This window comes from Hamadaea sp., from assembly GCF_013362815.1.
GTDB lineage: Bacteria > Actinomycetota > Actinomycetes > Mycobacteriales > Micromonosporaceae > Hamadaea.
Window position 1 is genome coordinate 39,947 of the sequence record NZ_JABFVK010000049.1, and the last position, 24,726, is coordinate 64,672.

Below are 24,726 nucleotides of genomic sequence, written 5' to 3' on the forward strand. Positions count from 1 at the left end.
AGTCATACGGCCATGGTGCCCCGTCGAGCCGGGATACGCCACCGGATATCCGGTGATTTGACATCTGCCTAATTAGGCGGCACTCTAAACAGCATGACCTTCACCGCCGTGATCGGAGCCGGCCCCGTCGGCCTGGCCGCTGCCGCCCAGCTCGCAACCCGAGGACTGGACTTCGTCGTCTTGGAGGCGGGCGACTCCGCCGCGGCGTCCATCGCCGAGTGGTCGCATGTGCGGCTGTTCTCCCCGTGGCGCTTCGACACCGATACCGCAGCAAGGGCGCTGCTCGACAGCACTGGATGGGCTCCGCCGGACCCCGACCGGCTGCCCACCGGCGGCGAGCTGATCGCCGAATACCTCGCTCCGCTCGCCGCCCATCCGGCGATCGCGCCGAATCTGCGGCTCGGCGCGGCCGTCACCGACATCGCGCGTCTGGGCTTCGACAAGGTACGCACCGCCGGCCGGGACGGCTCGCCGTTCGTTCTCCGGCTCGCCGACGGGAGTGAGCTGACCGCCTCGGCGGTGGTCGACGCCTCGGGGACCTGGCGTACGCCGAACCCGTTGGGCGGAAACGGAATCATCGCCCATGGTGAGGCCGGCGCGTACGCCGCCGGACGGATATTCGACGGCATGCCGGACGTGCTCGGCCGACTGCGTACGCAGTTCGCCGGGAAGCCGGTCGCCGTCGTGGGGGCCGGGCACTCCGCCACGGGTACTCTGCTGGCGCTGACCGAACTGGCCGAGACAGCGCCGGGCACTGTCGTGCAGTGGCTGTTGCGCGCGCCCAACCCCGATCGCGCGTACGGGGGCGGCGAGGCGGATGCGCTGCCCGCCCGGGGTGCGATCGGTTCCCGGCTCCGGGCGCTGGTCGCCGCCGGGAAGATCACCGTCCACACCGGATTCCTCCTGACCGAGGTCACCGACCAGGGCATCGTCTCGGCAGACGGGCGCAAGGTCGACGCCGCGGTGATCGTGAACGCCACCGGCGCCCGCCCCGACCACACGGTGGCGACCGAGCTCCGGTTGGATCTGGACCCGATCCTCGGTTCGACGCGGGCGCTGGCTCCGCTGATCGACCCGAACAAGCACTCGTGCGGCACCGTTCCACCGCACGGCGTGGACGAGCTCACTCATCCCGAGCCCGGGTTCTACGTCGTCGGCGCGAAGTCCTACGGGCGGGCACCGACATTCCTCCTCGCGACCGGGTACGAGCAGGCTCGCTCCGTCGTGGCAGCCATCGCCGGGGACTGGGCGGCCGCCCGGGACATCCACCTGGAGTTGCCCGAAACCGGCGTATGCGGTGCCAGGGATGACACCGAGGCGAGCCGGCATCCAAGGGCGCTGCCGTTGGTCGCGGTCGGCGGGACGGCGTCCGGTGGATCCTGCTGCGGCTGAGCGAGCCCGGCTGGCAGCTACGTTCGACATCTGTCAAACTAGAGACGTGTCGAAACAGCTGCTTCCCCTGCTCGAGAAGGCCGATGACGGTCCGTGCTGCGTACCGCTCGTGGCGCAGACCGTCGACGCGACGGACGCCGCCGACCTCGCTCCGGCGTTCAAGGCGCTCGGCGACCCGGTCCGGCTGCAGCTGATGTCGATGATCGCGTCGGCCGACGGCGGCGAGATCTGCGTCTGCGACCTGACTCCGGCGTTCGAGCTGTCCGGGCCGACGATCTCGCACCATCTCAAGACGCTGCGGGAGGCCGGCCTCGTCACCTCCGAGCGCCGGGGAACCTGGGTCTACTACCGCGCCGACCGGGCACGTCTCGGCGCGTTGTCCGCCCTGTTGAACGTCGCCTGAGGAGCCGGCCGGTGCGCAGTGTCCTGTTCGTGTGCGTACACAACGCCGGGCGGTCGCAGATGGCTGCGGGCTTCCTACGTGAGCTCGCCGGTGACGCCGTCGAGGTTCGGTCGGCCGGTTCCGTTCCGGCCGACCAGATCAATCCCGTCGCCGTGCAGGCGATGGCGGAGGTCGGCGTCGACATCACCGATCAGCGGCCCAAGATCCTCACCATGGAGGACGCCGAGGCCTCCGACGTCGTGATCACAATGGGCTGCGGCGACGTCTGCCCGGCCTTCCCCGGCCGGCGCCACGAGGACTGGGAGCTGGCCGACCCGGCCGGGCAGGGCCTCGACGCCGTCCGCGCCATCCGGGACGAGATTCGCGTACGCGTCGAGAGGCTCGTCAGCGAACTGGCAGGAGGACGTGCGTCCACACCGCCGTCTCGGTGAAGCCGAGCTTCGTGTTCACGGCGATCATCGCCGCGTTGGTCGTGTCGTTGCTGGTCGACACGGTGGTCACCTCGGGGCGTTCCTCGGCGAGCAGACGTAGCGACTCGTACTTCACGGCTTGAGCTAGGCCGCGATTCCGGTGCGCCGCAAGCACTGCGGTGTCGTCGACGTGGGCTTGCGTACGCGTGACGCGGAGGTCGGTGAACCCGGCCACGGTTCCGTCGGACGTGACGGCGGCGGAGATTCGCAGCTCGATGCCGCGGTCGGCGGCCGCTCGCTCCACCTCGCGCACGCGTTGCGCCGTCCACACTTCACTGTCGATGTCGGAGTCGCGGGGCGCGTCGTTGATCGCTTCCCGGGCGAGGACGAACGAGTCGAGCAGCTCCTCCGGCGTCGGCCCGATCCACGACCGCAGGTGGTAACCGTCGGGCAGGTCCCGGCGTAGCGTCGGGTCCAGCGGCGGATGCCAGACGCTTCGGCGGCTGCGATTCGACTCGCGCCCGCCCAGTGCGGCGACGAACGCGCGACCGGCGTCGGTCAGCACCGAACCGGCTATGGAACGGCATCCGCTGCTTTCGGCGTATCCCTGGATGTTCGTGATCAACGCGCGGCCGTGACCCTGGCGACGATGCTCTGGTGCGACCACCAGGTCGGAGATCCAGACGGTGCTCGCGGAGTGGATGACCGCCCAGGCGAAGGCGGCGATCTCGCCGGAGGGTCCACGATGGACCCACGCGGCGGGCCGCGCCGACGGCGGGAGATGGCTGAGCTTCGAGCGGTAGTCCGGCTCGGCCGAGATGGCCTCGGCCGGCGCGGCCCGAAGGCGATGACCTGCGTAGAGGCGGTAGATCTGAGCCCAGTCGGCGTCGGTTCCGGCGGTCAGGTCGAAGGGCGACATGGCCGTGGCCGCGCTTCCGGAAGACATGAGGGCAGCGTAAGTTCGGCGGCCCCACTCCGCCATGGATTTGGGCGCGACCGTCTGAAGTAGACGTTGACGGCGCACTGCCGCGACACTAGTCTCCAGAAACTATCGGGCCAATGTCGAGAAAGTTTCCAGGCATTAAACCTAAATTGGACACATCGCCGTGTCCGGCCCGAGATCGAGAAACGCCCATTTCTCGTCTGGAGGCGCAATGTCCTCATCTCCGAACAGAGGGTCCCATTCCACGAACCGAAGGTCCCCTTCCACGAACACAAGCCCGCTCGCGGCCGCACTAGCGGTCGCATTGGTCGCGGCCGGCGCTGCCGCTGCGATCACCCTGCCCGCAGCCGCCGCCACGGCCGCCACGGTCTCTATCGACGCCGGTCACCGGCTGGCCACCGTCCCCACCGAGGCCGTCGGCATGAACGTCGCGGTGTGGGACGGCCGGATGAACGATCCGGAGACAACGCAACTGCTGGCCAACGCCGGGACGAAGCTCGTGCGCTACCCCGGCGGCGGGTACGCGGACGGCTACCACTGGCAGACGCATACCGTCGAGGGTGGCGGTTATGTCGCGCCGAACACCGAGTTCGACAAGTACGTGGCCACCGTGAAGGCGGCCGGAGCACAGCCGATCATCACCGCGAACTACGGCTCGGGCACTCCTCAGGAAGCCGCGGACTGGGTGCGCTACGCCAACGTCACCAAGGGCTACGGCATCAAGTACTGGGAGATCGGCAACGAGCTCTACGGCAACGGCCACTACGGCGCGACGTGGGAGACCGACAATCACGCCGACAAGAGCCCGTCCGCGTACGCGACGAATCTGCTGCAGTTCGTGACCGCAATGAAGGCGGTCGACCCGACGATCAAGATCGGCGCGGTGCTGACCACGCCGGGCGGCTGGCCGGACGGGATCGTCGGACCGGGCGACACGATGGACTGGAACCACACGGTGCTGTCCATCGCCGGGCCGCGGATCGACTACGTCATCGTGCACCACTACCCGTACAGCACCACCGAGGCTGAGCTGCTCGGCAAGCCGCAGGCCGAGATCCCGGCCATGATGAGCACGCTGCATTCGCTGATCACCCAGTACGCCGGTGCTAACGCGCCGAACGTCGGCATCGCGGTGACCGAGGGCAACTCGCAGTACGCCGTCGACACCTCGCCCGCCGGGCTCTACGCCCCCGACACCTACCTGACCTGGCTGGAGAACGGGGCTTTCACGTTCGACTGGTGGAACCTGCGCAACGGCACCGATTGCAGCAAGGTCACCACGATCCAAGGCGCGACCGACTACAACGACGGCGGATTGGTCTCCAGCGGGGCGTCCTGCGAACCGGGGGCCAACACGCCGTTCGCGCCGTACTACGGCATCCAGATGATGACCAAGTTGTTCACCCCGGGCGACGCGCTCGTCTCGGCGACCAGCTCGTCGGCGCTGCTCTCGGCGCACGCGGTCAAACGAGCCAACGGCGACCTGTCGGTCATGCTGATCAACAAGGATCCAAGCAACGACGTGACCGTCGGGTTGTCGTACAACGGGTTCACTGCGGCGGCGGGTAGTCCCACCGTCTATTCGTACCTGAAGAACGCCAGCACCATCGGGTCGGCTTCGGCGGGGACCGCTGGTATGCAGACTGTTCCGGCGTACTCGATCGTCGTGGTGCGGCTGCGGCCCGGTTCGGGGAGCCCAAGTGCCAGCCCGAGCTCGAGTCAGGGCGGCGGCGGGTGCCGCGTGGCGTACGCGAAGTCGAGCGAGTGGCCCGGCGGCCTGGTCGCGAACGTGACGATCACCAACACGGGCGCGACTGCGGTCAACGGCTGGCGGCTCACCTTCACGTTCCCCGGCGACACCCGCGTCGGCAACGCGTGGAACGCCACCGTCACCCAGTCCGGCGCGGCGGTCAGCGCCGTCGACGCCTCCTACAACGCGACGATCCCGCCGGGCGGCACTCAGTCGTTCGGCTTCACCGGCACGTGGACCAGCAACGACGCGAGCCCGGCGAGCTTCAGTCTCAACGGCTCGGTCTGCGCTGCGGGCTGAGCCCGCCCGAACCGCCGGTGGCGGCCCGGCCTGGGTCTGGTCGGGCTGCCACCGGCACCCCACTCCCTCACTCTTCAAAGGCTGGTTTTCCCATGACACCGCGACTCTCAAGGCGCGCCGTGCTCACCGCTGCTGCGGCGGCGGCCGGTTCGCTCGCCACCGGCGGCCTGACCGCCTGCAGCTCGGGCGGCAAGACCAACGGCCCGGGCACCACCGGCGCGGACGAGCTCAAGCGGGTGCTGCCCAAGTACCTGCCCAGCTCCTCGGTCACACCGGACATCCCCAGCGTCACGGGCGCCAACGGCGCCGCGTCCGATCCGGCTTTCCTGAGCTATCCGGTCAATCCCGCTCAGACCGTCGCCGCTCCGCCGGGATCAGGCGGCGTCTATTCAACTCGTACGCCGTTGTGGGGAGCGATTCCGCCATCGAGTGGGAACACCTACTACGACGCGGTCAACTCGGCGTTGGGTGCTACGCTGAACATGCAGCCCGCCGACGGCAACACCTACGTCGACACCCTGCCCGCGCTGTTCGCCGCGAGCAAGCTGCCCGACTGGATCCAGATCCCTACGTGGGCCAATCAGAAGCTCAACCTGGGCAGCGCGGTCGCGCAGTTCGCCGACCTGACCCCGTATCTGTCGGGCGACAACGTCGCGCAGTATCCGAACCTGGCCAACATCCCGTCCGCCGCCTGGCAGGCCGGGGTATGGAACGGCAAGCTCTACGGGCTGCCGTCGTTCTCGTCGCCCAACAGCTTCCCGGGGTACCTGTTCTACCGCAAGGATCTCCTGGCCGCGGCCGGGGTCTCGCCGGAGATCAAGTCCGCCGACGACCTCTTCGCCGCGGGCAAGCAGCTGACCGACGCCGACGCTGGGCGCTGGGCGTTCGACGAACTGTGGCCGTACCTGCTGTTCCCGTACGGCGTGGTCAGCACTTGGAACGCCGATCCGAGCGGCAAGTTGGTGCACCAGTACGAGACCGAGGGCATCATCGAGGCGATCTCGTTCGCCGCCAAGCTCGCCAAGGCCGGATACGTGCATCCGGACGCGCTGGCCGGCAACACCGGAAACGGTCAGCAGCGGTTCTGGAGCGGCAAGGTCGCCATCGGCGGGGGCGGCACCGGCGCGATGGACGGCGACGATCACAAGGGCGGGACCGTTGCCAACCCCGCGTACAGCCGTCAGTTTTTCAAGGTGTTCAGCGCCGTCGGTGGCAAACCGCAGATCCAGCTCGGCGCGGGCGCGGGCTGGTTCAGTTACTTGAACAAGAAGTTGTCGGACAAGCAGATCCGCGAATGCCTGGCGATCGCGAACTTCGTTGCGGCACCCTACGGGTCGAAAGAGTATCTGCTGGTCAACTTCGGCGCGGCCGGGGTCGACCACACGATGACCGACGGCAATCCGGTGCTGACCCAGCAGGGCTCGAAGGACGTCGCGGCCAGCTACCAGTTCCTCGTCAGCGGCCCGCAGGTCTCGCTGGTCAAGAACGGCTACACCCAGGTCGTGCGGGACTACGCCGCCTGGCAGGCTGACGCGGTCAAGTACGCCGTCCGCCCGATGTTCTTCGCGATGAACGTGACCGAGCCCGCCCAGTACGCCTCGATCGGCCAGCAGGTCGAGGACATGATCAAGGACGTCCGAGCCGGGCGGAAGACGATCGACGACTATAAGTCGGCCGTCGCCGCGTGGCGCAAACAGGGCGGCGACGACGTCCGCAAGTTCTACGAGGACATCCGCACGAAGTACGGCACCGGACAGTGAGGGGAACCCGCACGTGAGCTCAACCGCTTGGCCCGACGACGCCTTCGCGAACCCGGTCATCGCCGGGTTCCACCCCGATCCCAGCGTCTGCCGCGTCGGCGACGACTACTACCTGGCCTGTTCGAGCTTCGAGTACTTCCCCGGCGTACCGGTGTTCCACAGCCGCGACCTCGTGCATTGGGAGCAGATCGGCAACGCCCTCGACCGGCCGAGCCAGCTCGTCCTGCCTGCCACCATGCCGTCGTCGGCCGGGGTGTACGCACCGACGCTGCGCCACCACGACGGCCGGTTCTGGCTGATCACGACCAACGTCGGGATCGGCAACCTCATCGTCACCGCCACCGACCCGGCCGGGCCGTGGTCGGAGCCGACGCCGTTGCCGGACGTCGCCGGGATCGATCCCGATCTGGTCTGGGACGAGCAGGGCCGGTGTTTCTGCACCACCGCCGGGGTGTCTCAAGTGGAGCTCGATCCGGTGAGCGGGAAGGTGATCGGCGAACCCCGGCGACTGTGGTCCGGTACGCCGGGCGCCCAAGCCCCGGAGGCGCCGCATCTTTACCGGATCGGCGACTACTGGTACCTGATGATCGCTGAGGGCGGAACCGAGCGCGGTCACGCCGTTTCGATCGCACGGGGACTCTCCCCCGAGGGCCCCTTCGAACCGTGCCCGGCCAATCCGATCCTCACCCATCGGGGCACCCACCGGCCGATCCAGAACACCGGGCACGCCGATCTCGTCGAGGGGCCGGACGGTTCGTGGTGGCTGGTGTTGCTCGGCGTACGCCCCGGCGGCGGCACGCCGGGCTGGCACGTGCTCGGCCGCGAGACCTTCCTCGCCCCGGTGACCTGGGTCGACGGCTGGCCGGTCGTCGGCGAGGTCGCGCCGAGGATGACGGCTCCCGGCTGGGCTCCTGCACCGGTTCCCACCCCGCCGACCCGGGACGACTTCGATGCCGGGGTACTGCATCCGCGCTGGTTGTCGATCCGCTCGCGGCCTTCGGCGTACACGTCGCTGGATGAGGGCCGGCTCACGCTGCGCGCGCGAGGCGACTCGCTGGACCACCCGGAGGTGATGTTCGTCGGCCGCCGTCAGCAGCATTCGTCGTGCACCGCGCGGACCTTGATCGATCCCGCGGACGGCCGGGGCGGCCTGGCCGTACGCCTCGACGAGGCGCACCACTACGAGGTCGAAGTGGGCGACGGACAGGTCAGCGTGATCGCCCGGATCGGCTCCGTACGCTCGGCCGTCGCGACTCGGACGGTGCCGAGCGGTCCGGTGACGCTGCGAGTCGACACGCAGCCGACCGGGTCGGCGGACTGGAGTCCGTGCAACGGCCCGGACGTGCTGCGATTGGGTTTCGAGAACATTGCCGGGGGCTTCGAGGTGCTGGCCGAACTCGACGGTCGCTACCTTTCGACCGAGGTCGCCGGAGGTTTCACCGGCCGGGTGATCGGCATGTACGCCGCGGCCGGCACCGTGCGATTCGACTGGTTCGACTACTCCCCGATCACTGACCCTGTCGAACCAACCGCGTAGCAGTATCCTTTGCGCCGTGTGCAGGTCCGTGACCCGGACCTGCCCGGCGCGGGAAGGAGGCAACGTGTCCGACGCCGAGGATCTCGCCCGGCCGGTGACCATCTCCTACATCGCCGAGTCGGCCGGGGTGTCGATCCCGACCGTCTCCAAGGTCATCAACGGCCGCCGGGGGGTCGCCGCCGACACCCGGGCCCGGGTCGAGGCGGTGATCAGCGAGACCGGCTATCGCAAGCCCGCCACCGGCGCGAACCAGAGCAAGCTCATGGAACTGGTCTTCGACGAGCTGGAACACCAGTGGGGTCTGCAGATCATCCACGGGGTGCAGCGGGTCGCCCGGGAACATCGCATGGGCGTCGTGCTGACCGAGTTCGGGCCGCACCACGGCGCGATCCGGTACTGGATCGACGACGCGGTGGCCCGGCGACCGTCCTGTGTGGTCACAGTTGCTCAATTGTCCGGCGAGCAACGCGGGCAGCTCAAAGCGCAGGGCATCCCGTTCGTGGTCTTCGACCCGAGCAACGAACTGCCCGAGGACGTCCCGTTCGTCGGGGCCACCAACTGGAACGGCGGCCGGACGGCCACCCGGCACCTCATCGAGCTGGGGCATCGGGAGATCGCGATGATCGCCGGGCCGGGCGACCAGCTCTACTGCCGGGCTCGGCTGGACGGCTACCGGGCGGCGTTGGAGACCGCCGGCCGGCTGCTCGTTCCGCGCTTCGTCGTGCACGCCGAGTTGACCCGCGAAGGCGGGTATGCCGCCGCGCAGACCCTGCTGAACCGGCCCGACCGGCCGACCGCCATCTTCGCCAGCAACGACCTGCAGGCCCTCGGCGTGTACCAGGCCGCCCGGGCGGCGGGGTTACGCGTACCGGCGGATCTCAGCGTCGTCGGCTTCGACGACCTGCCGGTGGCTGCGCTGACTGACCCTCCACTCACGACGGTTCACCAGCCGCTGGCCGAGATGGCCGCCGCTGCCACCGAGATGGCGCTCGCCCTGGGGCGCGGGGAACGGATGCCTCAACTCGGGCTGGAGTTGGGGACGACGCTGACCGTACGCGAAAGCACTGCGCCTCCTGCTAGCACATAGCTGGCCCGCTTCACCCGCTTGCCCTCGCGCTTTGTCCGCTTCACCCGCTTGGCCCGCGTGGCCCCGCTTGGTCCGGCGCTTATCCCGGGATATCGCGGCTTTGCGCGCGCTGGAGGCCACGATATCCCCGGATCCGTCGCACGCGCCCCATCCCGGAAGGCGCGCTGCCGTTCCTCTTCCTGATCATTTTCGCGCTCGTGCGGTAGCTCCGTCCGCCAGCGCCGCCTGCTGCGCGGGACTGAGCCGATCCGACCGCGCGACCAGCGCGTACTGCGACTCGGCGGGTGCCACGTCGCCGGTGGACTGAACAGCGAACGGGTCGGCGATCGCGGGCTGCTGCTCGATCGCGTCGAGCGCGGCGACCGCGCGCTTCCGTGGCCAGCCGAGCGCCTTCGCGAGGTCGGCCGCGGTCAGCGGGCGAGCGGCGTACATCAGGGCGGCGAGCACCGTCAACGCGTCGTAGACGACGGGTTCGGCGAGCGTACTGCCGCCCATGTGCTCACTCAGCCGCCCGAAGAACTGCCCCATCTGCTTCAGCCGCGCTCCCGCGGTCGACTCCGCGCCGAAGATCTCTATGCCACGCCGGGTCGCCGTCGCGATCTCGGTGTGCGCGCTCGTGTCGGCCTGCCACGCCCGCAGCCACACGTCGTCGTCGACCGCGTACCGCTCGCGGCGGCCGCCGGCGTCCGGCTGACGAACCACCAGTTGCATCGACTCCAGGTAGGCGATCGCCTTCGACACCGACGCCGGGCTCACTCGCAGGTCGCGGACCAGATCGGCGGAGGTCAGGCCCGCGTCCGCGGTCAGCAGCGCCACGAAAACCCGCGCGGTCATGCGGGGAAGTCCGGTCGCAGCCAGCAAGGCGGCGAAATGCTCCACGAACTCACGCCCCGCAGTACTGCCGCCAGGTGCGGGATCGGCACGTGAAGGCTTGCGACGTCTCGCCCGGTCGCCGGCGGCTTGCTGCGCGTGTTCGGCCAGATAATGCGCTGACCGAGAATCAGCTGGTACGCCGTTGCGAGCGACTTCGCGGCTGATCGTCGAGGTCGGGCGGCCGAGACGGCGGCCGATCTCGGCGTACCCGAGTCCGTCGGCGAGCCAGACGGCGATCTGCCGGCGGTCCTCCGGCGTCAGTCGTCCTCCCGGCATCGGGCGCTCCTCAGCTTGCTCACTGCTTGCGTTCACTCACAGTACAACGCAACGAGGTCGCCCGGGAGTTGCATTCACTCACAATTCTGTTGCAACGATTGGCTTGTAACAGCGTATTTAGTGACTCGATTCGTTGACGCTGCCGAAAACGCAACGTAGCTTTTCCTCATTCGGAAAGATTCACACTCGCCTGGTGAGGTGTTCGCGATGCATGTCATGGCCGTGTCGTCCGTATCGGACAACGCGAAGTTCTGGGGCGGCTTGAAGAAGGCGCATTCGAAGCTGCCCAAGGGAGCCAAGTGGGTCCTGGCGGTCGCGAGTAAGGACGGGGCGAAGGCGGTGAACGTGATCACCCATGACTCCGTCGACGGCGTACGCGAGTTCTTCGACAGCCACGCGGGTGCGTACGCGACGACGGAGTTCTTCGAGGCGGACGCTGCGAACGCGGTCGGGCTCCCACGATGACGCTCGACTTGCCGCAGCTGCGCGCCCGGGTCGCCGACCTGCTCGCGCAGTACGCCGTCCCGAGCGCTGCGATCGGCGTACTGCGGGATGGCGAAATGACCCAGTTCGCGGTCGGAGTGAAGGACGTGACGAACGGCGAACCGGCGACGATCGACACCGTCTACCAGTGCGGGTCGATGACGAAGACCTGGACGGCCTTGGCCTTCCTGCAACTCGTGGACGAGGGCCGGGTGGACCTCGACGAGCCGGTGCGGATCCATCTGCCCGGCTTCGCCGTCGCCGACCCCGAGGTGGCCGCCCGCGTCACCCCACGTCAGCTGCTGAATCACACGAACGGGATCGAGGAGGCGTACGGCGATCCCGGCGAGGACGACGACGTCTACGAGCGCATGGTCGACGGCGTCGCCGACGCGCCGCAGGTCTTCCCGCTGGGCCGGACGCACGGTTACAGCGCTGCTCTCGGGTACGCGATCCTCGCGCGGATTCTGGAGGTGTGCGACGGCAAGCGCTGGGACGACGTCATGCGCCACCGCCTCTTCGACCCGATGGGCCTGACCAGCACCAGCAGCCGCCGTGAGCAGGTGGACCCGGCTCGGGCCGCCACCGGGCATCTGGTGTTGTCCGAGGACTCCGGCGCTGTCGTCACACCGGTGGACTACCTGCCGCGCGCGTTCGGCCCTGGCGGGAACATCACGTCGACGGTCGTCGAAGTGCTCGCGATGGCGCACGTTCTCCTCACCGGTGGGGTCGCGCCGAACGGAACCCGCATCCTCTCGGCAGCCGGCGTACGCGAAATGACGACCTCGCGGGTGCCCGTGCCGGATCCTTACATGTTCGGGCCGGAGTGGGCGCTGGGCCTCATCGTGTGCGACTGGCACGGCCAGACCGTGTACGCCACGGACGGCAGCACGATCGGCCAGAACGCCCGGCTCCGGCTGCTGCCGGACGCGAACACCGCGATCGTGGTGCTGACCAACGGCGGACCCCGGGAAACCTTGTACCGCAAGGTGTTCACCGAGATCCTGACCAATCTCGGGCTGGACGGCGTACCGGACCTGCCCGAGCCGAATCCGGCGCTCGACCTGGACCTCAGCCGGTACGAGGGGGTCTACGAGCGGCCCGGAGCGCGGTTCGAGGTCTCCGCCGAACACGGACGACGGGGCCTGACGATGGTGCTCGATCCCATGCACGCCGAGTTCCTCGGCAAGCCCGACCGCATCCGATACGACCTGCTGCCGATCAGCGAGACGCATTTCCTGATGCCGCCGAGCGACCCGCTGGAAGACACCCAGACGGTCGCGCTCTACGACTTCACCGACGGTCCTACCGGCAGGTCAGCGCGGTATCTCCACACCAACTGCCGAGTGCACCCGCGAGTCGATTGAGGTGTCTCAGCCGGCGACGATCGTGGCGAAGTCGCGGATGACGTCGGTCTCCTCCGAGGTACGCCACACCATCGCCCAGCGCGACGGCGGGGCGTCCGCGATCGGCACGTAGGCGAGTCCGGGCCAGCGGTAATACTCGGCGGCTTCGGCCTGGGTCAGGGCGACCGAGGTGCCGCTGGTGACCGCGCTGAGCACTTCGGAGAAGGTTCTGATCAGCTGTCCGCGGGGAATCGGCCGCCCGCTCGGGGTGAAGAACGGGACGAGGCTGTCTTCCATGTAGCGCGGGATCGGCCCGTTCGGGCCGAGCATGACGCAGTCGGCGAGGTCTTCGAGCTCGATGGTGCTCCGCCCGGCGAGCGGGTGGCTGTCGGACATCATCGCCAGGACCGGGATGGTCCGGACGACCGGGCCGACAGTGAGGTCCGGTTCGTGCACCGGCAGCCACAGCACCGCGATGTCGACCTCGCCGGCGCGCAGCGCGCCGAACGGGTCCGGCGGATGGATCTCCTTGAACAGCAGTTCGACGCCGGGATGGCGGTCGCGGAACGCCTCGATCGGCTCGGCGAGCGTCTGCGCGATCGCCCCCATCGTGCCCAGCGTCAGCGTGCGCCGGGCACCGTTCGCCTTGGCAGTCAGCTCGGCGATGCCCTCGACGAGCTGCTTGTACGGCTGCTGAAGCCGGTCACGCAGTTCCTGCCCGATCGGGGTCAGCCGGACCGCCCGGCTCGTACGCTCGAACAGCGGCGCGCCGATCCGCCGCTCCTGCGCCTTGATCGACTGGCTGACGCGCGCTTGGGAGACGAACAACCGCTCGGCGGTACGGCCGAAATGCAGCTCCTCCGCGAGCGTCAAGAAGATCTCGATGTCGCGTAGCTCCACCCCGGCTCCTGCCTCTTGACCTGCGGTCGAGCTGGAATTCTACGCCGCGTCGAAGGTGCGTTGCCCAGGCGACGGAAAGGCCACCACGACCGTCAATCCACCGTCGGCGTTCGGCTGGACTCGAAGGCCTGCGGAGTGGCCCGCCGTGATGGCCCGGACGATCGCCAGCCCTAGACCGCTGCTTGGGGAAGAGGACGAGTCAAGACGCTGGAACGGCTGCAGGATTCGGGCGACCTCGTCCGCGGGAACGACGGGACCGGAGTTGGCGATGGTGAGGACCGTACGCCCAGCTGCAGCCGAGACGGCGAGGTCGACCCGGCCGTCGTCGACGTTGTGGCGGATCGCGTTGTCGAGCAGATTGCCGATCAAGCTGGCGAGCAGAATCGGGTCGCCCGGCACTACCGCGTGCGGGTGAAGGTCGGCCCGGACGGTCAGCTGCCGGGCCTCCGCCGCCGTCCGGCGTACGCTCAACGCCTCGGTGGCGAGCGCAGCCAGGTCCACCGGCTGGGCGGCGACCGTGGCCTGCTGCCCTCGAGCCAAGGCGAGCAGCGCCGCGACCAGTCGTTCCTGCTGCTCCCCCAACTGGAGCACCTCCTGGCACACCGCACGCAGGGAGGTCACATCGGCGTACGGGTCGGCGAGGGCGACCTGGATCAGCGCACGTTGGACGGTCAACGGAGTACGCAGCTCGTGCGACGCGTCGGCGACGAACCTCCGCTGGGCGGCGTACGCACTGTCCAGCCGCGCGTACAAGCCGGCCAGAGTCGCCGACAGCTCGGCGTACTCCTGGTATCGACCGAGTTGGCCGTGACCTGGCAGGTTGTCCGCGGCCGCTCCCCCGGCGGCGGCGGTCAGCTCGCGCAGCGGCCGGACGGCGCGCCCGGCGAGCGCCCAGCCGATCGGACCGGCCGCGATCGCCACGGCGAGCAGCCCGAGCGTGGCGGCGAGCAGGACGGTTCCCGTGTTGCCGGACGGCCCGGCGACGGGCGGCGCGCCGAATTCCTGAGTGGACCCGCCCGACCACGCCCCGAGACCGACCATGGCCACCGGTCCCGCGCCCAGGACCACCGCAGACATCGCATAGAGCACGGCGAGCCGCGTACGCAGCCGGGGCCGGTCAGGCGTCGACACGGTAGCCGCCTTCCCGGACGGTCGTGATGATCCCGGGTACGCCGAGTTTGGCGCGCAGCCGCCCGAGCGTCGTCTTGACGGTGGTGGTGAACGGATTGGCCGCTTCGTCCCAGACGTGGTCGAGGAGTTCCTCGGCGGACACCACCCGGCCGGGCCGGGCCATCAAGTACGCCAGCAGCGTGAACTCCTTCGCGGTGAGCGTCACCGGCTGCCCCGACCTTGAGACGCTGCGTCGGGCGGGGTCGAGTTCGACGTCGGCGACGCGGAGCACGGGGGGAACCGGGGCGACCGACCGGCGGCCGAGCGCCCGGACGCGGGCGACCAGTTCCGGGAAGTCGAACGGCTTGGTCAGGTAGTCGTCGGCCCCGAGATCGAGCCCGCCGACCCGATCGGCGAGCGTGCCGGCGGCGGTCAGCATCAGCACCCGCACCGGCCAACCGCGTACGCCGACCTGACGGCACACCTCGTCACCGGAGAGGACGGGCAGCCCTCGGTCGAGGACGAGCACGTCGTACGGGGTGATCTCCAACCGGTTCAGCGTTTCGCCGCCGTCGGTGGCAACGTCGACGGCCATGCCCTCGCGACGCAGTCCCGTGGCGATGGTCTCCGCCAGCAGCCGGTGGTCTTCGGCGACGAGTACGCGCATCGGCCCAGCATGACAGCCGTCAGGTGACACGGCGGTGACAGCGTTGAGTGACAGCGTGCGGGTCGGATCGGTGTGACCGGGCTGTCACCGGGTCCGGCGTAGAACTCGGCGGCATGACTCATCCGACTCTCATGCCGCAGACCGAGATTCTGCGGACCGAGGCGCTGGCTAAACGGTATCGACGACGTTGGGCGCTGCACGACTGCACGCTGAGCGTTCCGGAAGGAGCGGTCGTCGGGCTCGTCGGGCCCAACGGCGCGGGCAAGTCCACCCTGTTACAGCTGATCGTGGGGCTGCTGACGCCGACTTCCGGCAGCGTCCGGGTGCTCGGCGGCGTACCGGACGAGGTGATGCGCTCCGGCCGGGTCGGGTTCGTCGCCCAGGACGCTCCCACGTACGCCGGCCTGACCGTCGCCGAGCATCTCGGTCTCGGCGCGGGACTCAACCCGCATCGCTGGGACGCGGCAGCCGCGGCTGAGCGGATCGACCGGCTCGGGTTGCCGCTCAAGCAGCGGGCAGGTGCCCTCTCCGGCGGTCAGCGCGCTCAACTGGCCCTCACGATCGCCCTGGCGAAGAGGCCCGATCTGCTGGTCCTGGACGAACCGGTGGCGAGCCTGGATCCGCTGGCCCGGCGGGCGTTCCTCGACGAGACCGCCGCCGCGGCGACGGCTACCGGGACAGCGGTGGTGCTGTCCACCCATCTCGTCGCCGACCTGGCCCACATCTGCACCCACGTCGTCGTTCTCGCGGGCGGCCGGGTTCGGCTCGCCAGCGCGATCGCGGACATCTGCTCCTCCCCCGCCGATCTCGACCGCATCGTCCTGGCCGAACTCGCGGCCGCTCACACTGAGGGAGGGCCCGCATGATCAGGCTCGCTCTCCGCCAGTTCCGGGCGCCGGCGTGGACGGCCGTCGCCGGTCTCGTCGCGTTGGCCGCCGTCCTGCTCGCGACTCGTCCCCAGTTGACGGCTGCGGCCGCTGCCGCGCACCGCGCCTGCGGCGACGACACCAACTGCCCGGCACTTGTCACATTCGTGCACAGCAACTCGCCGTTGAGCACCGCGATCGGTCTCGTCGTCCTCGTAGTGCCCGCGCTCGTCGGGGCGTTCTGGGGCGCGCCCCTGGTCGCCCGCGAATTCGAGGCCGGTACGCACAAACTGGTGTGGACGCAGAGTGTCAGCCGGACTCGGTGGCTGGCGGTGAAACTGGCGGTCGCGGGAACAGCCGCAGTGGTGCTCACCGGGCTGGTGAGCGTACTGGTGACTTGGTGGGCTGAACCGCTCGACGAGGCGGCGGCTGCCGTCTACGCGACGTTCGACCAACGCGACGTCGTACCGATGGCGTACGCGCTGTTCGCGTTCACGGCGGGGATGACGCTCGGTCTGGTGACGCGGCGAACCCTGCCCGCGATGGCGATGGCACTTGGCGGCCTGCTTGCGGTCAGAATCGTTGTGACGCAATGGGTTCGGCCGTTGATCGCCGCGCCCGAGCAGACGACCTTCGCGCTCGATCCGGACCACACCGGGTACGGCTCCGGCGGCAACATCTTGCTGGGCATCCCGAAGGCCGCCCTGCAACCGCCGCCGCCGGACCTGCCCGACGCGTGGATCCGGTCCACCGCCATCGTCGACGGCGCCGGCCGGCCGCTCACCGACGACGTGCTCCACGCCGCCTGCCCGGGCCTCGACCAGGGCGGGGGCGGCGGGCCGGCCGGACCGGTGCCGGCTGACGTCGCCCAGCGCATGCACGACTGCGTCGCCAAGATCGGCGAGACCTACCACCAGGCCGTCTCCTATCAGCCCGGTGATCGCTACTGGATGTTCCAGTGGTGGGAACTCGGCGTGTTCGCCGCACTCTCGGTCTTGCTTTGCGCGTACGCGTTCCGCCGGTTGCACCGCCACGGCGGCTGACCGTCTTTCGCCGGAACGGTCAGCATGCAGGGCAAGGTACCGTCGTGGTGGTGGTACCCACGCAGCGATCGCGAGGGGAAGGGAGCCGGGTGACGGTGCGGAAGCTGACCGGCAGCGTGGAAGTCCTGCGAGCGACGGGCCGCGATCCGTTCGCGCTAGTGCGGTTCTCGGGCGACTGCGTGGCGTATCAGACGAAGGATGCGCTCGTCGTCGCGCGGCCGATCGCGGGCGGCGACGTCGTGATGCCCTGGCATGGCACTCACCAATCCGTGGAACTGCTGGCTCGGCTGACTGACGACGCGGTGATCCAGCCGGTCGTCGTCGAGGTGACGCGGGCGGGCCTGCCGTCGGTGGCGGACCGGCTGCCGCTGGGCGAGGTCACCGAGTGGAGTCTGCTGTGGACGGACACCCCAGACGGATCGCCGGACGGACCGGCGGACGATCACGCCGACGAGCGCATCGTCTCGCTCGGCGACCGCGATCACCCCGAGATCGACGAGATCTTCGACGAGGCGCTCCCCTACACGACCAACCGGCCCGGCGCGGGACGGCGGCAACGCGGCTGGTATGGCATCCGGATCGATGGGCGGCTCGCGGCCGTCGCCGTCGATCGCGAGGAAGCCGGGCTCGGCTACATCGCCGGCGTCGCGGTGCGGCCGGAGCACCAGGGTCAGGGGCTCGGGACGGCGTTGGTGCGTACGCTCACCGGCCGGCTCGTCGCCGAGTTCGGGCGCTGCGCGCTCGGCGTCGTCGACGGGAACCCGCGAGCGCTGGAGTTGTTCCAGCGCCTCGGTTACACCGGCCGGCAGGACCTGGCGTACGCCCGGGTCGTGCCGGCCGGTTCCCGGTAGCCGTCAGGCTGCGGCCGGTTGGGCCACCGGTGGCTCAGCCACTGCCGGGATGACGTCGGCCAGCTGCGGCAGCACGGCGTCGGTGACGGTGATCTGCTTGGGCAGCAAGCCGTTGGCGTACAGGAGGTCGGCGGCGCGCTGCTGTTCGAGAATGAAGTCCTCGCTGACCGGCAGTACGCCGAACGGCCGGTGCCGCAGGGCGTACTCCCACTCGTCGAGGTCGCCGCCACCGTCGGCGGCGAACAGTTCCGCCGCTTCGCGCGGGTTCTCGCGAATCCACGCGTCGGACTCCTGAAGCGCTGCCACGATGACGGTCAATTCGTCGGCCCGCTCGACGGCGAAGTCGCGCCGGGTGAACCACAGCGAGCGGTGGCTGAACAGTCCGTCGGTCGGGATCAGTTCGCGTACGCCGATCTGCTGCTCGACTCGGGTCAGCGACGGGTAGGAGCCGGTCCAAGCGTCGATCTCGCCGTCGAGGAACAACTGCGCGCCGTCGCTGCCGTTGAGGTCCACCGGCGTCACGTCGGACCAGGTGAGGCCGACCTTGTCGAGGGCGAACAACGCCAGGGTCGTCTGCCAGGAGCCGTGGCCGATGCCGATTCGCTTGCCGCGCAACTCTTCCAGCGACGTGATCGGCGAGTCCTCGCGTACCACGAATCTGCTGTTCTCGACGCGCGGCCCGGAGATGCCGACGTAGACGATGTCGTGGCCGTGGGCCTGCGCGGTGATAGGCGGGGTGAAGCCGGTGCCGATGAAGTCGTACGAGCCGTCGAACAAGCCGTCGCCGTGGCTGGTGGGCAGGCCGGCGGTGACGTCGGGACGCGGGCCCGGCGGCAGCGTGCGGATGTCCACCCACTCGACGTCCGGGATCGAGCGCTCGACGATGCCGCGGTGGCGCAGCACCCAGAGCGAGTTGTTGTGCGGGAAGTAGCCGATGCGAAGGGTCATTGCTCGTCCTTTCCAGGGATGGTGATGTCGTGGTCTCGGGCCAGCAGCGGCAAGACGTTCTCGCCGATCCGGTGCGCCTCCTCCAGATGCGGCACGCCCGCGAGGATGAAGGCGTCGACGCCGAGCCCGATCAGCTCGTCGAGCCGCTGAGCGACCTGCTGATAGCTGCCGACGAGGCCGAAGACCGGGCCGCCGCGCAGCAGGTGGAAGCCGCCCCAGACGTTCGGCGCGACTTCGAGGCCGCGGAATCCGGCGCTCGGGTCGCCGGTGAAGCCCCGGCTGCGAGCTGCGCCGACCGAGTCGCCACCGCCTTCGAAGGCGCGCAACGCCGCCGGGCTCAGGTTGGCGAAGCCGCGGCGTATCTCGTCCCAGGCCTCGTCCTCGGTCGGGCGGGCCAGGACGTCGAGGCGTACGGCGAACCGGGGCGTGCGGCCGATCGTCGCGGCGTCCGCCCGGACCTGGGCGAACTTGGCCGCGAGCGCGTCGAACGGCTCCAGCCACGACAGGTAGTAGTCGGCGTGCCGCCCGGCCGCCTCGATCGCGGCGGGCGAAGAGCCCGAGAAGTAGATCTCGGGGAACGGCTGCCCGGCCAGCTCCTTCGGCAGCCCGGCACCCTCGACCCGGTAGAACCGGCCCTCGTAGGAGAAGTCGCCGGCCCACACTCCCTTGAGGACGTCGAGGAACTCCGAGGTCCGCGCGTATCGGTCGTCGTGGTCGACCTTGTCGCCCCACCACAGCTGTGCGGGGCCACCGCCACCCGAGATGACGTTGTAGACGATGCGCCCGCCGGTCGCGGCTTGCAGGCTCGCGGTCAGTCGCGCGGCCTGCACCGGATGAAGAAATCCCGGCTGGTACGCGACCATGAAGCGGTAAGTGCGGCTCTCCTGCGCGAGCGTCGCGGCCAGCGCCCAGGGGTCGTCGGTGCCGGGGAACGACGGCAGCAGCCCGCCGACGAAGCCGGCCGTCTCGGAGGCGCGGACGACGTCGGCCACGTGATCGGCATAGCTATAACCGTCTGGTACGCCATCACGCAGCCCCGGAGCGAGCCGGCCCGGCACGGGAGTGTCGACGAAACCGCCGCGGCTTTGCGTACGCCGTCGCAGGGACGGCTGGTCGCCATGGGTGCCGACCCGCCAATAGATGTCGATGGACATGGGTCACGCTCCTTGAAGGGCGGGCTGCAGGTGCTCGCCGATGCGGTAGGTCTCCTCGATCCGGGGCCGGGCGTCGAGCACCACTGTGGACACCCCCTGCGCGGCGTACGCCCGCAGCAGCTCGGCCGCTTCGGCATAGGTCCCGGCGAAGTCGACCTCGTCTCGCTCGGGCGCGCCGGTCAGCTCGGCGGCGTCCTCGCGCAGCAGCACCGAGAGCTGCACCCCGATCGCGACGGTGCGACCGAGCGCGGCGGCTCGTTCGGTCAGCTCGGCGGCGGCCGCCAGCGTCGGCGGCGTGAACACGTGCAGGTCGCCGTGGTGAGCAGACAGCTCGAGCGCTCCCGGCGAGGCTCCGGTGAGCTGCACCTGGGGGAACGGCATCAGACTCAGCGGCGGGGCGAACCCACCGTCGAGGACGTCGAAGAACCGGCCTTCGAAAGTGAACCCGCCCTTCACGCCACCTGGGCCGGCGGCCTGGCCGCCGCGCCAGACGCCCCGGGCGATCTGGAGGAACTCGGCCGCCCGCAGATACCGATCGGACCCGACGGTGAAGTCGCCGTGCGCCCGGGCGACGGCTGGATCGAGGTCGACTGCGAGCCGCCAGGCCAGCCGCGCTCCTGAGAAGCGTTGCAACGACGCCGAGACCTTGGCCGCGTACACCGGAGTGCTGACGCCGGGGTGGAACTCCGCCGCGAGCGTCAGCCAGCGGGTGTCCCGGAGAGCGGCGGCCGCGACGCTCCAGCTCTCCAGTCCGTCCGCGTCGAACGGCACGACCGCCCCGGTCAGCGTGCCGAGTTCGGCGGCGCGGACGACTTCGCGCAGGTGCCCGAAGCCGTGGCGTACGCCCTCCGGCCGGGTCGGCAGGACGACATGTATGTCCACAGTGGTCACTTCGCGACCTCCCGCTGAGCGGCTTCGAGGATCTCGGGGGCGGCCCAGGCGTACACGTCGACGTCGGCGGCGAGGAAACCGTGCAGGGCGAGGAAACGCTGCTGCCGGTCGAGCAGGTCGAGGCGGTCGGCGTCGAGCGTCGGATGCAGCGTCCGGTGGAACCCCGACCGGTACGCCTTGACGACACCGTCCACACCGGACCGCGTTTCCCGGGCGAGCACCGCCCGCAGCTCGTCGAGGTGCGCGGCGGCCCAGTCGGCGGCCCGCAACGTCTGCACGAGGAACCGCACGACGAGCTCCGGCCGCTCGGCCAGCAGCCGTTCGTGGACGGTGATCGGCCGGGGCGTTCCGTTGTTCACGCGGTACTTCCGATCGGGGTGCTCGTCGAGGTCGACCGCGACCCGCAGACCCAGCCGGGCGGCGTCCTCGGCCTGCTTGGCACCCTTGACGTAGACGGCGTCGATCACACCGTCCGCGACCTCCGGCAGACCCGGCCACAGGCCGCTGCCGGCCCGGTTCCGGCCGATCTCCGTCGAGAGACTCGGCACGGTGACGGGGCGTACGTCGTCGAGGGTCAGCCCGGCGAGCGCGAGCGCGCCGTGGATGCCGTGCACCGCCATCGCCCGGGGGAAGCTCTGCCCCCGGGTCGGTCCCCAGCCGGGGATGGCGACGGTCGCCCCGGCCAGCCCGGCGGCGTCGGTGATCGGCGAGTCGGCCCGGACGAGGATGCTCTGCCACTCGTCGATCCAGGTCAGCCCGATCAGCCGAGTCTCGGCCCCTTCCGCCTTCGCAGCGAGCGCGGGAACGTTGCCGCCCTCGCGGAACAGGCCGAGCAGTTGGTGGTCGTAGTGATGGCGGGCCAGCTCCGGTCCGGCGTCCTGCAGTACGCCGACGTCGAGCCCGGCCGCGCCGAACTCGTCGGCCAGCCAGCCCAGGTTGAGCGCCAGGCCGCTGGCGGTCGGCACCGGGCACCGGGTGTACCAGACTTTATCCACAGTAGATTCGACTGGTTCGAGAACGACTGTCATGAGATGCCTTTCAGTTTCGGGATGCCCAGTTCGGCGAGGAAGTACCGGCGGTACTCGACGAACCGCGGGTCGCTGCGGTCGCGCGTACCAGGGAGGTCGATGAGCCGATCGGCGGCGAGCCGCCCGTCCCGGAGGACCGCGACCCGGTCGGCGAGCCGGACGGCCTCCTCGACGTCGTGCGTGACGAGGACGACGGCCGGCCGATGCCGCGCGACGAGGTCGCCGACCAGGTCCTGCATCTGGAGCCGAGTCAGGGCGTCGAGCGCGGCGAACGGCTCGTCCAGCAGCAGCAGTTGCGGACGGCGTACGAGGGCGCGGGCCAGCGCGACGCGTTGGGCCTCGCCGCCCGACAGCGTCACCGGCCACCGCCGGGCGGCGTCGGGCAAGCCGACCTCGGCCAGCGCCGACCGGCCGACCTCCCGGGCGCTGCGCGGCTGGCCGATCGTGACGTTGGGCAGCACTCGCCGGGCCGGGACGAGCCGCGGCTCCTGGAACACCGTGGTACGCCGCTCGGGCACGAGCACCTCGCCCGAGTCGGGCCGTTCGAGCCCGGCCAGGATGCGCAGCAGCGTCGTCTTGCCGGTGCCGCTCGGTCCCAGCAGCGCCAGGAACTCCCCGGCTTCGAGGTCGAGGCCGATGTCGTCCAGCACCGTCTTCGTGCCGAAGCGCTTGGTGAGCCCGCGAAGCTGGACAGCCGGCGGGCGTACGGGGCTCATCGGGCCTCCTGATGCCGCCGCCAAGGCATGGCCAGCCGCTCCAGTCCGCGTACGCCGAGATCGATCGCGATGCCGAGCACGGCGTACAGGAGGATGCAGAGCACCATGTAGTCGTTGCGGTAGTACTGCTGGGCCAGCGTCACGAGGTAGCCGATCCCGGCGGTCGCACCGACTTGCTCGGCCGCGATCAACCCGACGAGGCTGACGGACAGGCTGATCCGCAACGCCATCAGGATGTTCGGCAACGCGGTCGGCAGGATGACCCCGGCGACCAGGCGTACGCCGGACAACCCGAAGGTGCGCGCCGCCTCGACGAGCTTCCGGTCGACCCCGCGCACCCCGAGATACGTGTACGCATACATCGGGCTGGCGGTGGCGACCGCGATGAGGACGACCTTGAACAGCTCGTCGACGCCGAACCAGGAGATGAACAGCGGCACCAGCGCCAGGAACGGCACGGCTCGCTTCATCTGCATCACGGGGTCGGCGAGGCGCTCCCCGATCGCCGACAGCCCCGTCCACAGCCCGAGCAGCAGCCCGGCCAGTGTTCCGATGAGGACACCGGGAGCGGCCCGGGCGAAGGACGCGAGCAGGTAATCGGCGAGCTGCCCGGTCGCCGCCAGCTCGCGCAGCGCGCGCACGACCGCGCCCGGCCCGGCCAGCACCTCCTCGGAGATCAGACCGCGGCTTGTCGCGTACCACCAAAGGAAGAGGAGAAGCACCGGGACGACGAGCCGGGCTACCAGCGAGACCACCCGCCGAGGCCGCCGCGTGCCCAGAAAGCGCGGCGTGACCAGCGGCGCGGCGGGCGCGGTGAGCGGCGGATCGATGACGGCGGTCATGACAGCAGGAGGAAGACGTCGGCCGGCGCGACGGTGTCCTTGACCACGCCGTAGCGGGCGAACAGCTCCGAGACCGAGGTGACCGCCGCGCCGTCAGCCGTCGTGACCAGGCGCGGGACCTGCGCATAGCGAGCCTTCTCGATCTCCAGCTTGAGCCGGTCGCCGGTGATCGCGGTCGGACCCTGCTGGAGGAAGACGTTCTGGAACTTCTCCGGCTCGTGCTTGGCCTGCTGGGTCAGCTCGCGGAGGACGTCGAGGTAGACCTTGACCGCCTCCGGATGCTGCTGCAGCAACTCCAGCCGCGCGGCCACAATGGACAGATCCTGGTCCGGCAGGTCGCGACCGTGCACCAGGACCCGCGCGCCCTTCGCGACGACCTGCGGGTACGCGTTGACGATGGCCCACCAGGCGTCGACCTTGCCGGTGGCGAACGCGGAGGCCGCCTGATCGAGTCCAAGGTAGACACGTTCCACCTTGTCGACCGGGATGTTCGCCTGCTGCAACGCAAGCAACAGGAGGTATTCACCCCGGCCGCCCTTGTTGACGGCGACCCGCCTGCCGACCAGATCGGCGACCGACTTGATCGGGCTGTCGGCCGGGACGACCAGCCCGTCCGTCTGCGGAGCGGCGGTGTCGGTGACCGGATCGGTGACGGCGAAGACGCGGATGTCGGAGCTGTTGGCCAGATATCCGAGGACCGGCGAGATCGCACCGGCCAGCACGTTCACCGATCCGGCGTGGACGGCGTCGGCCGTGGCGGTGAACGAGGCGTACGAGCCGCCCCATTCGACCTTCGCATTCACCGCCGCCAGCCGCTTCTCCAGAATCCCCTCGCGTTTGGCGTACGCGAGCGGGCCGGCGTTGCCGGGATCCTGCAATTTCAGGACCGCCCCGCCCGAACCGGCGGCGGCGTCCGCTCCCGCGTCGCAGGCGCTGAGCCCGACGGCCGCGGCGGACAAGAGAGCGGTCGTGGCCGCGACGAGCAGCCTTCGGGGTACGCGCATGACGAGGAACTCCTTGACGACAGGTGATCAGGTAATTCCTATCGTTCCCATGGGAATTATGGGAATCAAGCGCGGTCCCAGGGGGCGGGATAACCAGTTTGTGAACGCGGCATCAAGATCCGGCGCCCACGCGTTAAGAAACCGTC

The 24,726-nt window shown here is 69.7% G+C and carries 24 protein-coding genes; 12 read left to right on the top strand and 12 right to left on the bottom strand.

Annotation, left to right across the window (positions count from 1 at the left end; all coding sequences use genetic code 11):
- The first annotated feature begins 93 nt into the window (after nt 1–93).
- From HOV77_RS22565 to HOV77_RS22575, 3 genes are read left to right on the top strand one after another with little or no spacing between them, the layout of a single operon-like run.
- The gene (locus tag HOV77_RS22565; protein WP_290864738.1) at nt 94–1,392 is read left to right on the top strand and encodes an FAD-dependent oxidoreductase; all 1,299 of its coding nucleotides are present in this window, start codon (nt 94–96) and stop codon (nt 1,390–1,392) included.
- Between the two features lie 46 nt (nt 1,393–1,438).
- Nucleotides 1,439–1,795 (top strand): metalloregulator ArsR/SmtB family transcription factor, encoded by a 357-nt coding sequence (locus tag HOV77_RS22570; protein WP_290864740.1) that lies wholly within the window; start codon nt 1,439–1,441, stop codon nt 1,793–1,795.
- Nucleotides 1,792–2,226 carry an arsenate reductase ArsC gene (locus tag HOV77_RS22575; RefSeq protein WP_290864865.1) on the top strand — a complete coding sequence of 145 codons (435 nt, stop codon included), beginning with the start codon at nt 1,792–1,794 and terminating at the stop codon, nt 2,224–2,226. The genes HOV77_RS22570 and HOV77_RS22575 overlap by 4 nt, the downstream gene beginning before the upstream one ends.
- On the opposite strand, the gene HOV77_RS22580 is transcribed toward HOV77_RS22575, so the two are convergent.
- The gene (locus tag HOV77_RS22580) at nt 2,180–3,151 is read right to left on the bottom strand and encodes a GNAT family N-acetyltransferase (RefSeq protein WP_290864741.1); all 972 of its coding nucleotides are present in this window, start codon (nt 3,149–3,151) and stop codon (nt 2,180–2,182) included. The two genes, HOV77_RS22575 and HOV77_RS22580, sit on opposite strands and share 47 nt — an antisense overlap.
- 301 nt (nt 3,152–3,452) lie before the next feature.
- Between HOV77_RS22580 and HOV77_RS22585 the strand changes: the two genes are divergently transcribed.
- The 4 genes from HOV77_RS22585 (at nt 3,453) to HOV77_RS22600 (ending at nt 9,582) form a co-directional block, all read left to right on the top strand.
- The gene (locus HOV77_RS22585) at nt 3,453–5,198 is read left to right on the top strand and encodes a cellulose binding domain-containing protein (RefSeq protein WP_290864743.1); all 1,746 of its coding nucleotides are present in this window, start codon (nt 3,453–3,455) and stop codon (nt 5,196–5,198) included.
- Between the two features lie 92 nt (nt 5,199–5,290).
- Nucleotides 5,291–6,958: an extracellular solute-binding protein gene (locus tag HOV77_RS22590; RefSeq protein WP_290864745.1), complete on the top strand. Its 1,668-nt coding sequence runs from the start codon at nt 5,291–5,293 to the stop codon at nt 6,956–6,958.
- A gap of 13 nt (nt 6,959–6,971) precedes the next feature.
- Nucleotides 6,972–8,495, top strand: coding sequence for a glycoside hydrolase family 43 protein (locus tag HOV77_RS22595; protein WP_290864747.1), 1,524 nt, complete (start codon nt 6,972–6,974; stop codon nt 8,493–8,495).
- A 64-nt stretch (nt 8,496–8,559) separates the two neighbouring features.
- A complete protein-coding gene (locus HOV77_RS22600; protein ID WP_290864749.1) occupies nt 8,560–9,582 on the top strand; it encodes a LacI family DNA-binding transcriptional regulator in 1,023 nt (340 codons plus the stop codon).
- 183 nt (nt 9,583–9,765) lie between these two features.
- Here HOV77_RS22600 and HOV77_RS22605 read toward each other — a convergent pair whose 3' ends face one another.
- On the bottom strand, nt 9,766–10,731 hold the full coding sequence (locus tag HOV77_RS22605) for a MarR family transcriptional regulator (RefSeq protein ID WP_290864751.1): 966 nt from the start codon (nt 10,729–10,731) through the stop codon (nt 9,766–9,768).
- Between the two features lie 207 nt (nt 10,732–10,938).
- Between HOV77_RS22605 and HOV77_RS22610 the strand changes: the two genes are divergently transcribed.
- Nucleotides 10,939–11,196: a hypothetical protein gene (locus HOV77_RS22610; RefSeq protein WP_290864753.1), complete on the top strand. Its 258-nt coding sequence runs from the start codon at nt 10,939–10,941 to the stop codon at nt 11,194–11,196.
- Nucleotides 11,193–12,581 (top strand): serine hydrolase domain-containing protein, encoded by a 1,389-nt coding sequence (locus HOV77_RS22615; protein WP_290864755.1) that lies wholly within the window; start codon nt 11,193–11,195, stop codon nt 12,579–12,581. Before HOV77_RS22610 ends, HOV77_RS22615 begins: the two co-directional genes overlap by 4 nt.
- A 6-nt stretch (nt 12,582–12,587) precedes the next feature.
- Here HOV77_RS22615 and HOV77_RS22620 read toward each other — a convergent pair whose 3' ends face one another.
- Genes HOV77_RS22620 through HOV77_RS22630 form a run of 3 tightly spaced genes read right to left on the bottom strand, consistent with a single transcriptional unit; the run spans nt 12,588 to nt 15,237 of the window.
- Complete coding sequence (locus tag HOV77_RS22620; RefSeq protein WP_290864757.1) at nt 12,588–13,460, bottom strand: LysR family transcriptional regulator; 873 nt, start codon at nt 13,458–13,460, stop codon at nt 12,588–12,590.
- A gap of 39 nt (nt 13,461–13,499) precedes the next feature.
- A complete protein-coding gene (locus HOV77_RS22625; protein WP_290864759.1) occupies nt 13,500–14,591 on the bottom strand; it encodes a HAMP domain-containing sensor histidine kinase in 1,092 nt (363 codons plus the stop codon).
- The gene (locus HOV77_RS22630) at nt 14,578–15,237 is read right to left on the bottom strand and encodes a response regulator transcription factor (protein ID WP_290864761.1); all 660 of its coding nucleotides are present in this window, start codon (nt 15,235–15,237) and stop codon (nt 14,578–14,580) included. The genes HOV77_RS22625 and HOV77_RS22630 overlap by 14 nt, the downstream gene beginning before the upstream one ends.
- Before the next feature lie 113 nt (nt 15,238–15,350).
- Here HOV77_RS22630 and HOV77_RS22635 point away from each other — a divergent pair, with 113 nt between their 5' ends.
- The 3 genes from HOV77_RS22635 to HOV77_RS22645 all read left to right on the top strand — a co-directional run bounded on the left by HOV77_RS22635 (nt 15,351) and on the right by HOV77_RS22645 (nt 17,997).
- Complete coding sequence (locus HOV77_RS22635; protein ID WP_290864763.1) at nt 15,351–16,103, top strand: ABC transporter ATP-binding protein; 753 nt, start codon at nt 15,351–15,353, stop codon at nt 16,101–16,103.
- Nucleotides 16,100–17,146: an ABC transporter permease subunit gene (locus HOV77_RS22640; RefSeq protein WP_290864765.1), complete on the top strand. Its 1,047-nt coding sequence runs from the start codon at nt 16,100–16,102 to the stop codon at nt 17,144–17,146. Before HOV77_RS22635 ends, HOV77_RS22640 begins: the two co-directional genes overlap by 4 nt.
- An 89-nt stretch (nt 17,147–17,235) precedes the next feature.
- Nucleotides 17,236–17,997 (top strand): GNAT family N-acetyltransferase, encoded by a 762-nt coding sequence (locus tag HOV77_RS22645; RefSeq protein WP_290864767.1) that lies wholly within the window; start codon nt 17,236–17,238, stop codon nt 17,995–17,997.
- 3 nt (nt 17,998–18,000) lie between these two features.
- On the opposite strand, the gene HOV77_RS22650 is transcribed toward HOV77_RS22645, so the two are convergent.
- From HOV77_RS22650 to HOV77_RS22680, 7 genes are read right to left on the bottom strand one after another with little or no spacing between them, the layout of a single operon-like run.
- Nucleotides 18,001–18,945: an ABC transporter substrate-binding protein gene (locus tag HOV77_RS22650; protein ID WP_290864769.1), complete on the bottom strand. Its 945-nt coding sequence runs from the start codon at nt 18,943–18,945 to the stop codon at nt 18,001–18,003.
- A complete protein-coding gene (locus HOV77_RS22655; RefSeq protein WP_290864771.1) occupies nt 18,942–20,099 on the bottom strand; it encodes an LLM class flavin-dependent oxidoreductase in 1,158 nt (385 codons plus the stop codon). Before HOV77_RS22655 ends, HOV77_RS22650 begins: the two co-directional genes overlap by 4 nt.
- A gap of 3 nt (nt 20,100–20,102) precedes the next feature.
- On the bottom strand, nt 20,103–20,990 hold the full coding sequence (locus HOV77_RS22660) for an LLM class flavin-dependent oxidoreductase (RefSeq protein ID WP_290864773.1): 888 nt from the start codon (nt 20,988–20,990) through the stop codon (nt 20,103–20,105).
- Nucleotides 20,987–22,018, bottom strand: a complete 1,032-nt coding sequence (locus HOV77_RS22665) for an ABC transporter substrate-binding protein (protein ID WP_290864775.1) — start codon at nt 22,016–22,018, stop codon at nt 20,987–20,989. The genes HOV77_RS22660 and HOV77_RS22665 overlap by 4 nt, the downstream gene beginning before the upstream one ends.
- Nucleotides 22,015–22,734, bottom strand: a complete 720-nt coding sequence (locus tag HOV77_RS22670) for an ABC transporter ATP-binding protein (protein ID WP_290864777.1) — start codon at nt 22,732–22,734, stop codon at nt 22,015–22,017. The genes HOV77_RS22665 and HOV77_RS22670 overlap by 4 nt, the downstream gene beginning before the upstream one ends.
- On the bottom strand, nt 22,731–23,576 hold the full coding sequence (locus HOV77_RS22675; protein ID WP_290864779.1) for an ABC transporter permease: 846 nt from the start codon (nt 23,574–23,576) through the stop codon (nt 22,731–22,733). Before HOV77_RS22675 ends, HOV77_RS22670 begins: the two co-directional genes overlap by 4 nt.
- Nucleotides 23,573–24,580, bottom strand: coding sequence for an NrtA/SsuA/CpmA family ABC transporter substrate-binding protein (locus HOV77_RS22680; protein ID WP_290864781.1), 1,008 nt, complete (start codon nt 24,578–24,580; stop codon nt 23,573–23,575). Before HOV77_RS22680 ends, HOV77_RS22675 begins: the two co-directional genes overlap by 4 nt.
- Between the last annotated feature and the right edge of the window lie 146 nt (nt 24,581–24,726).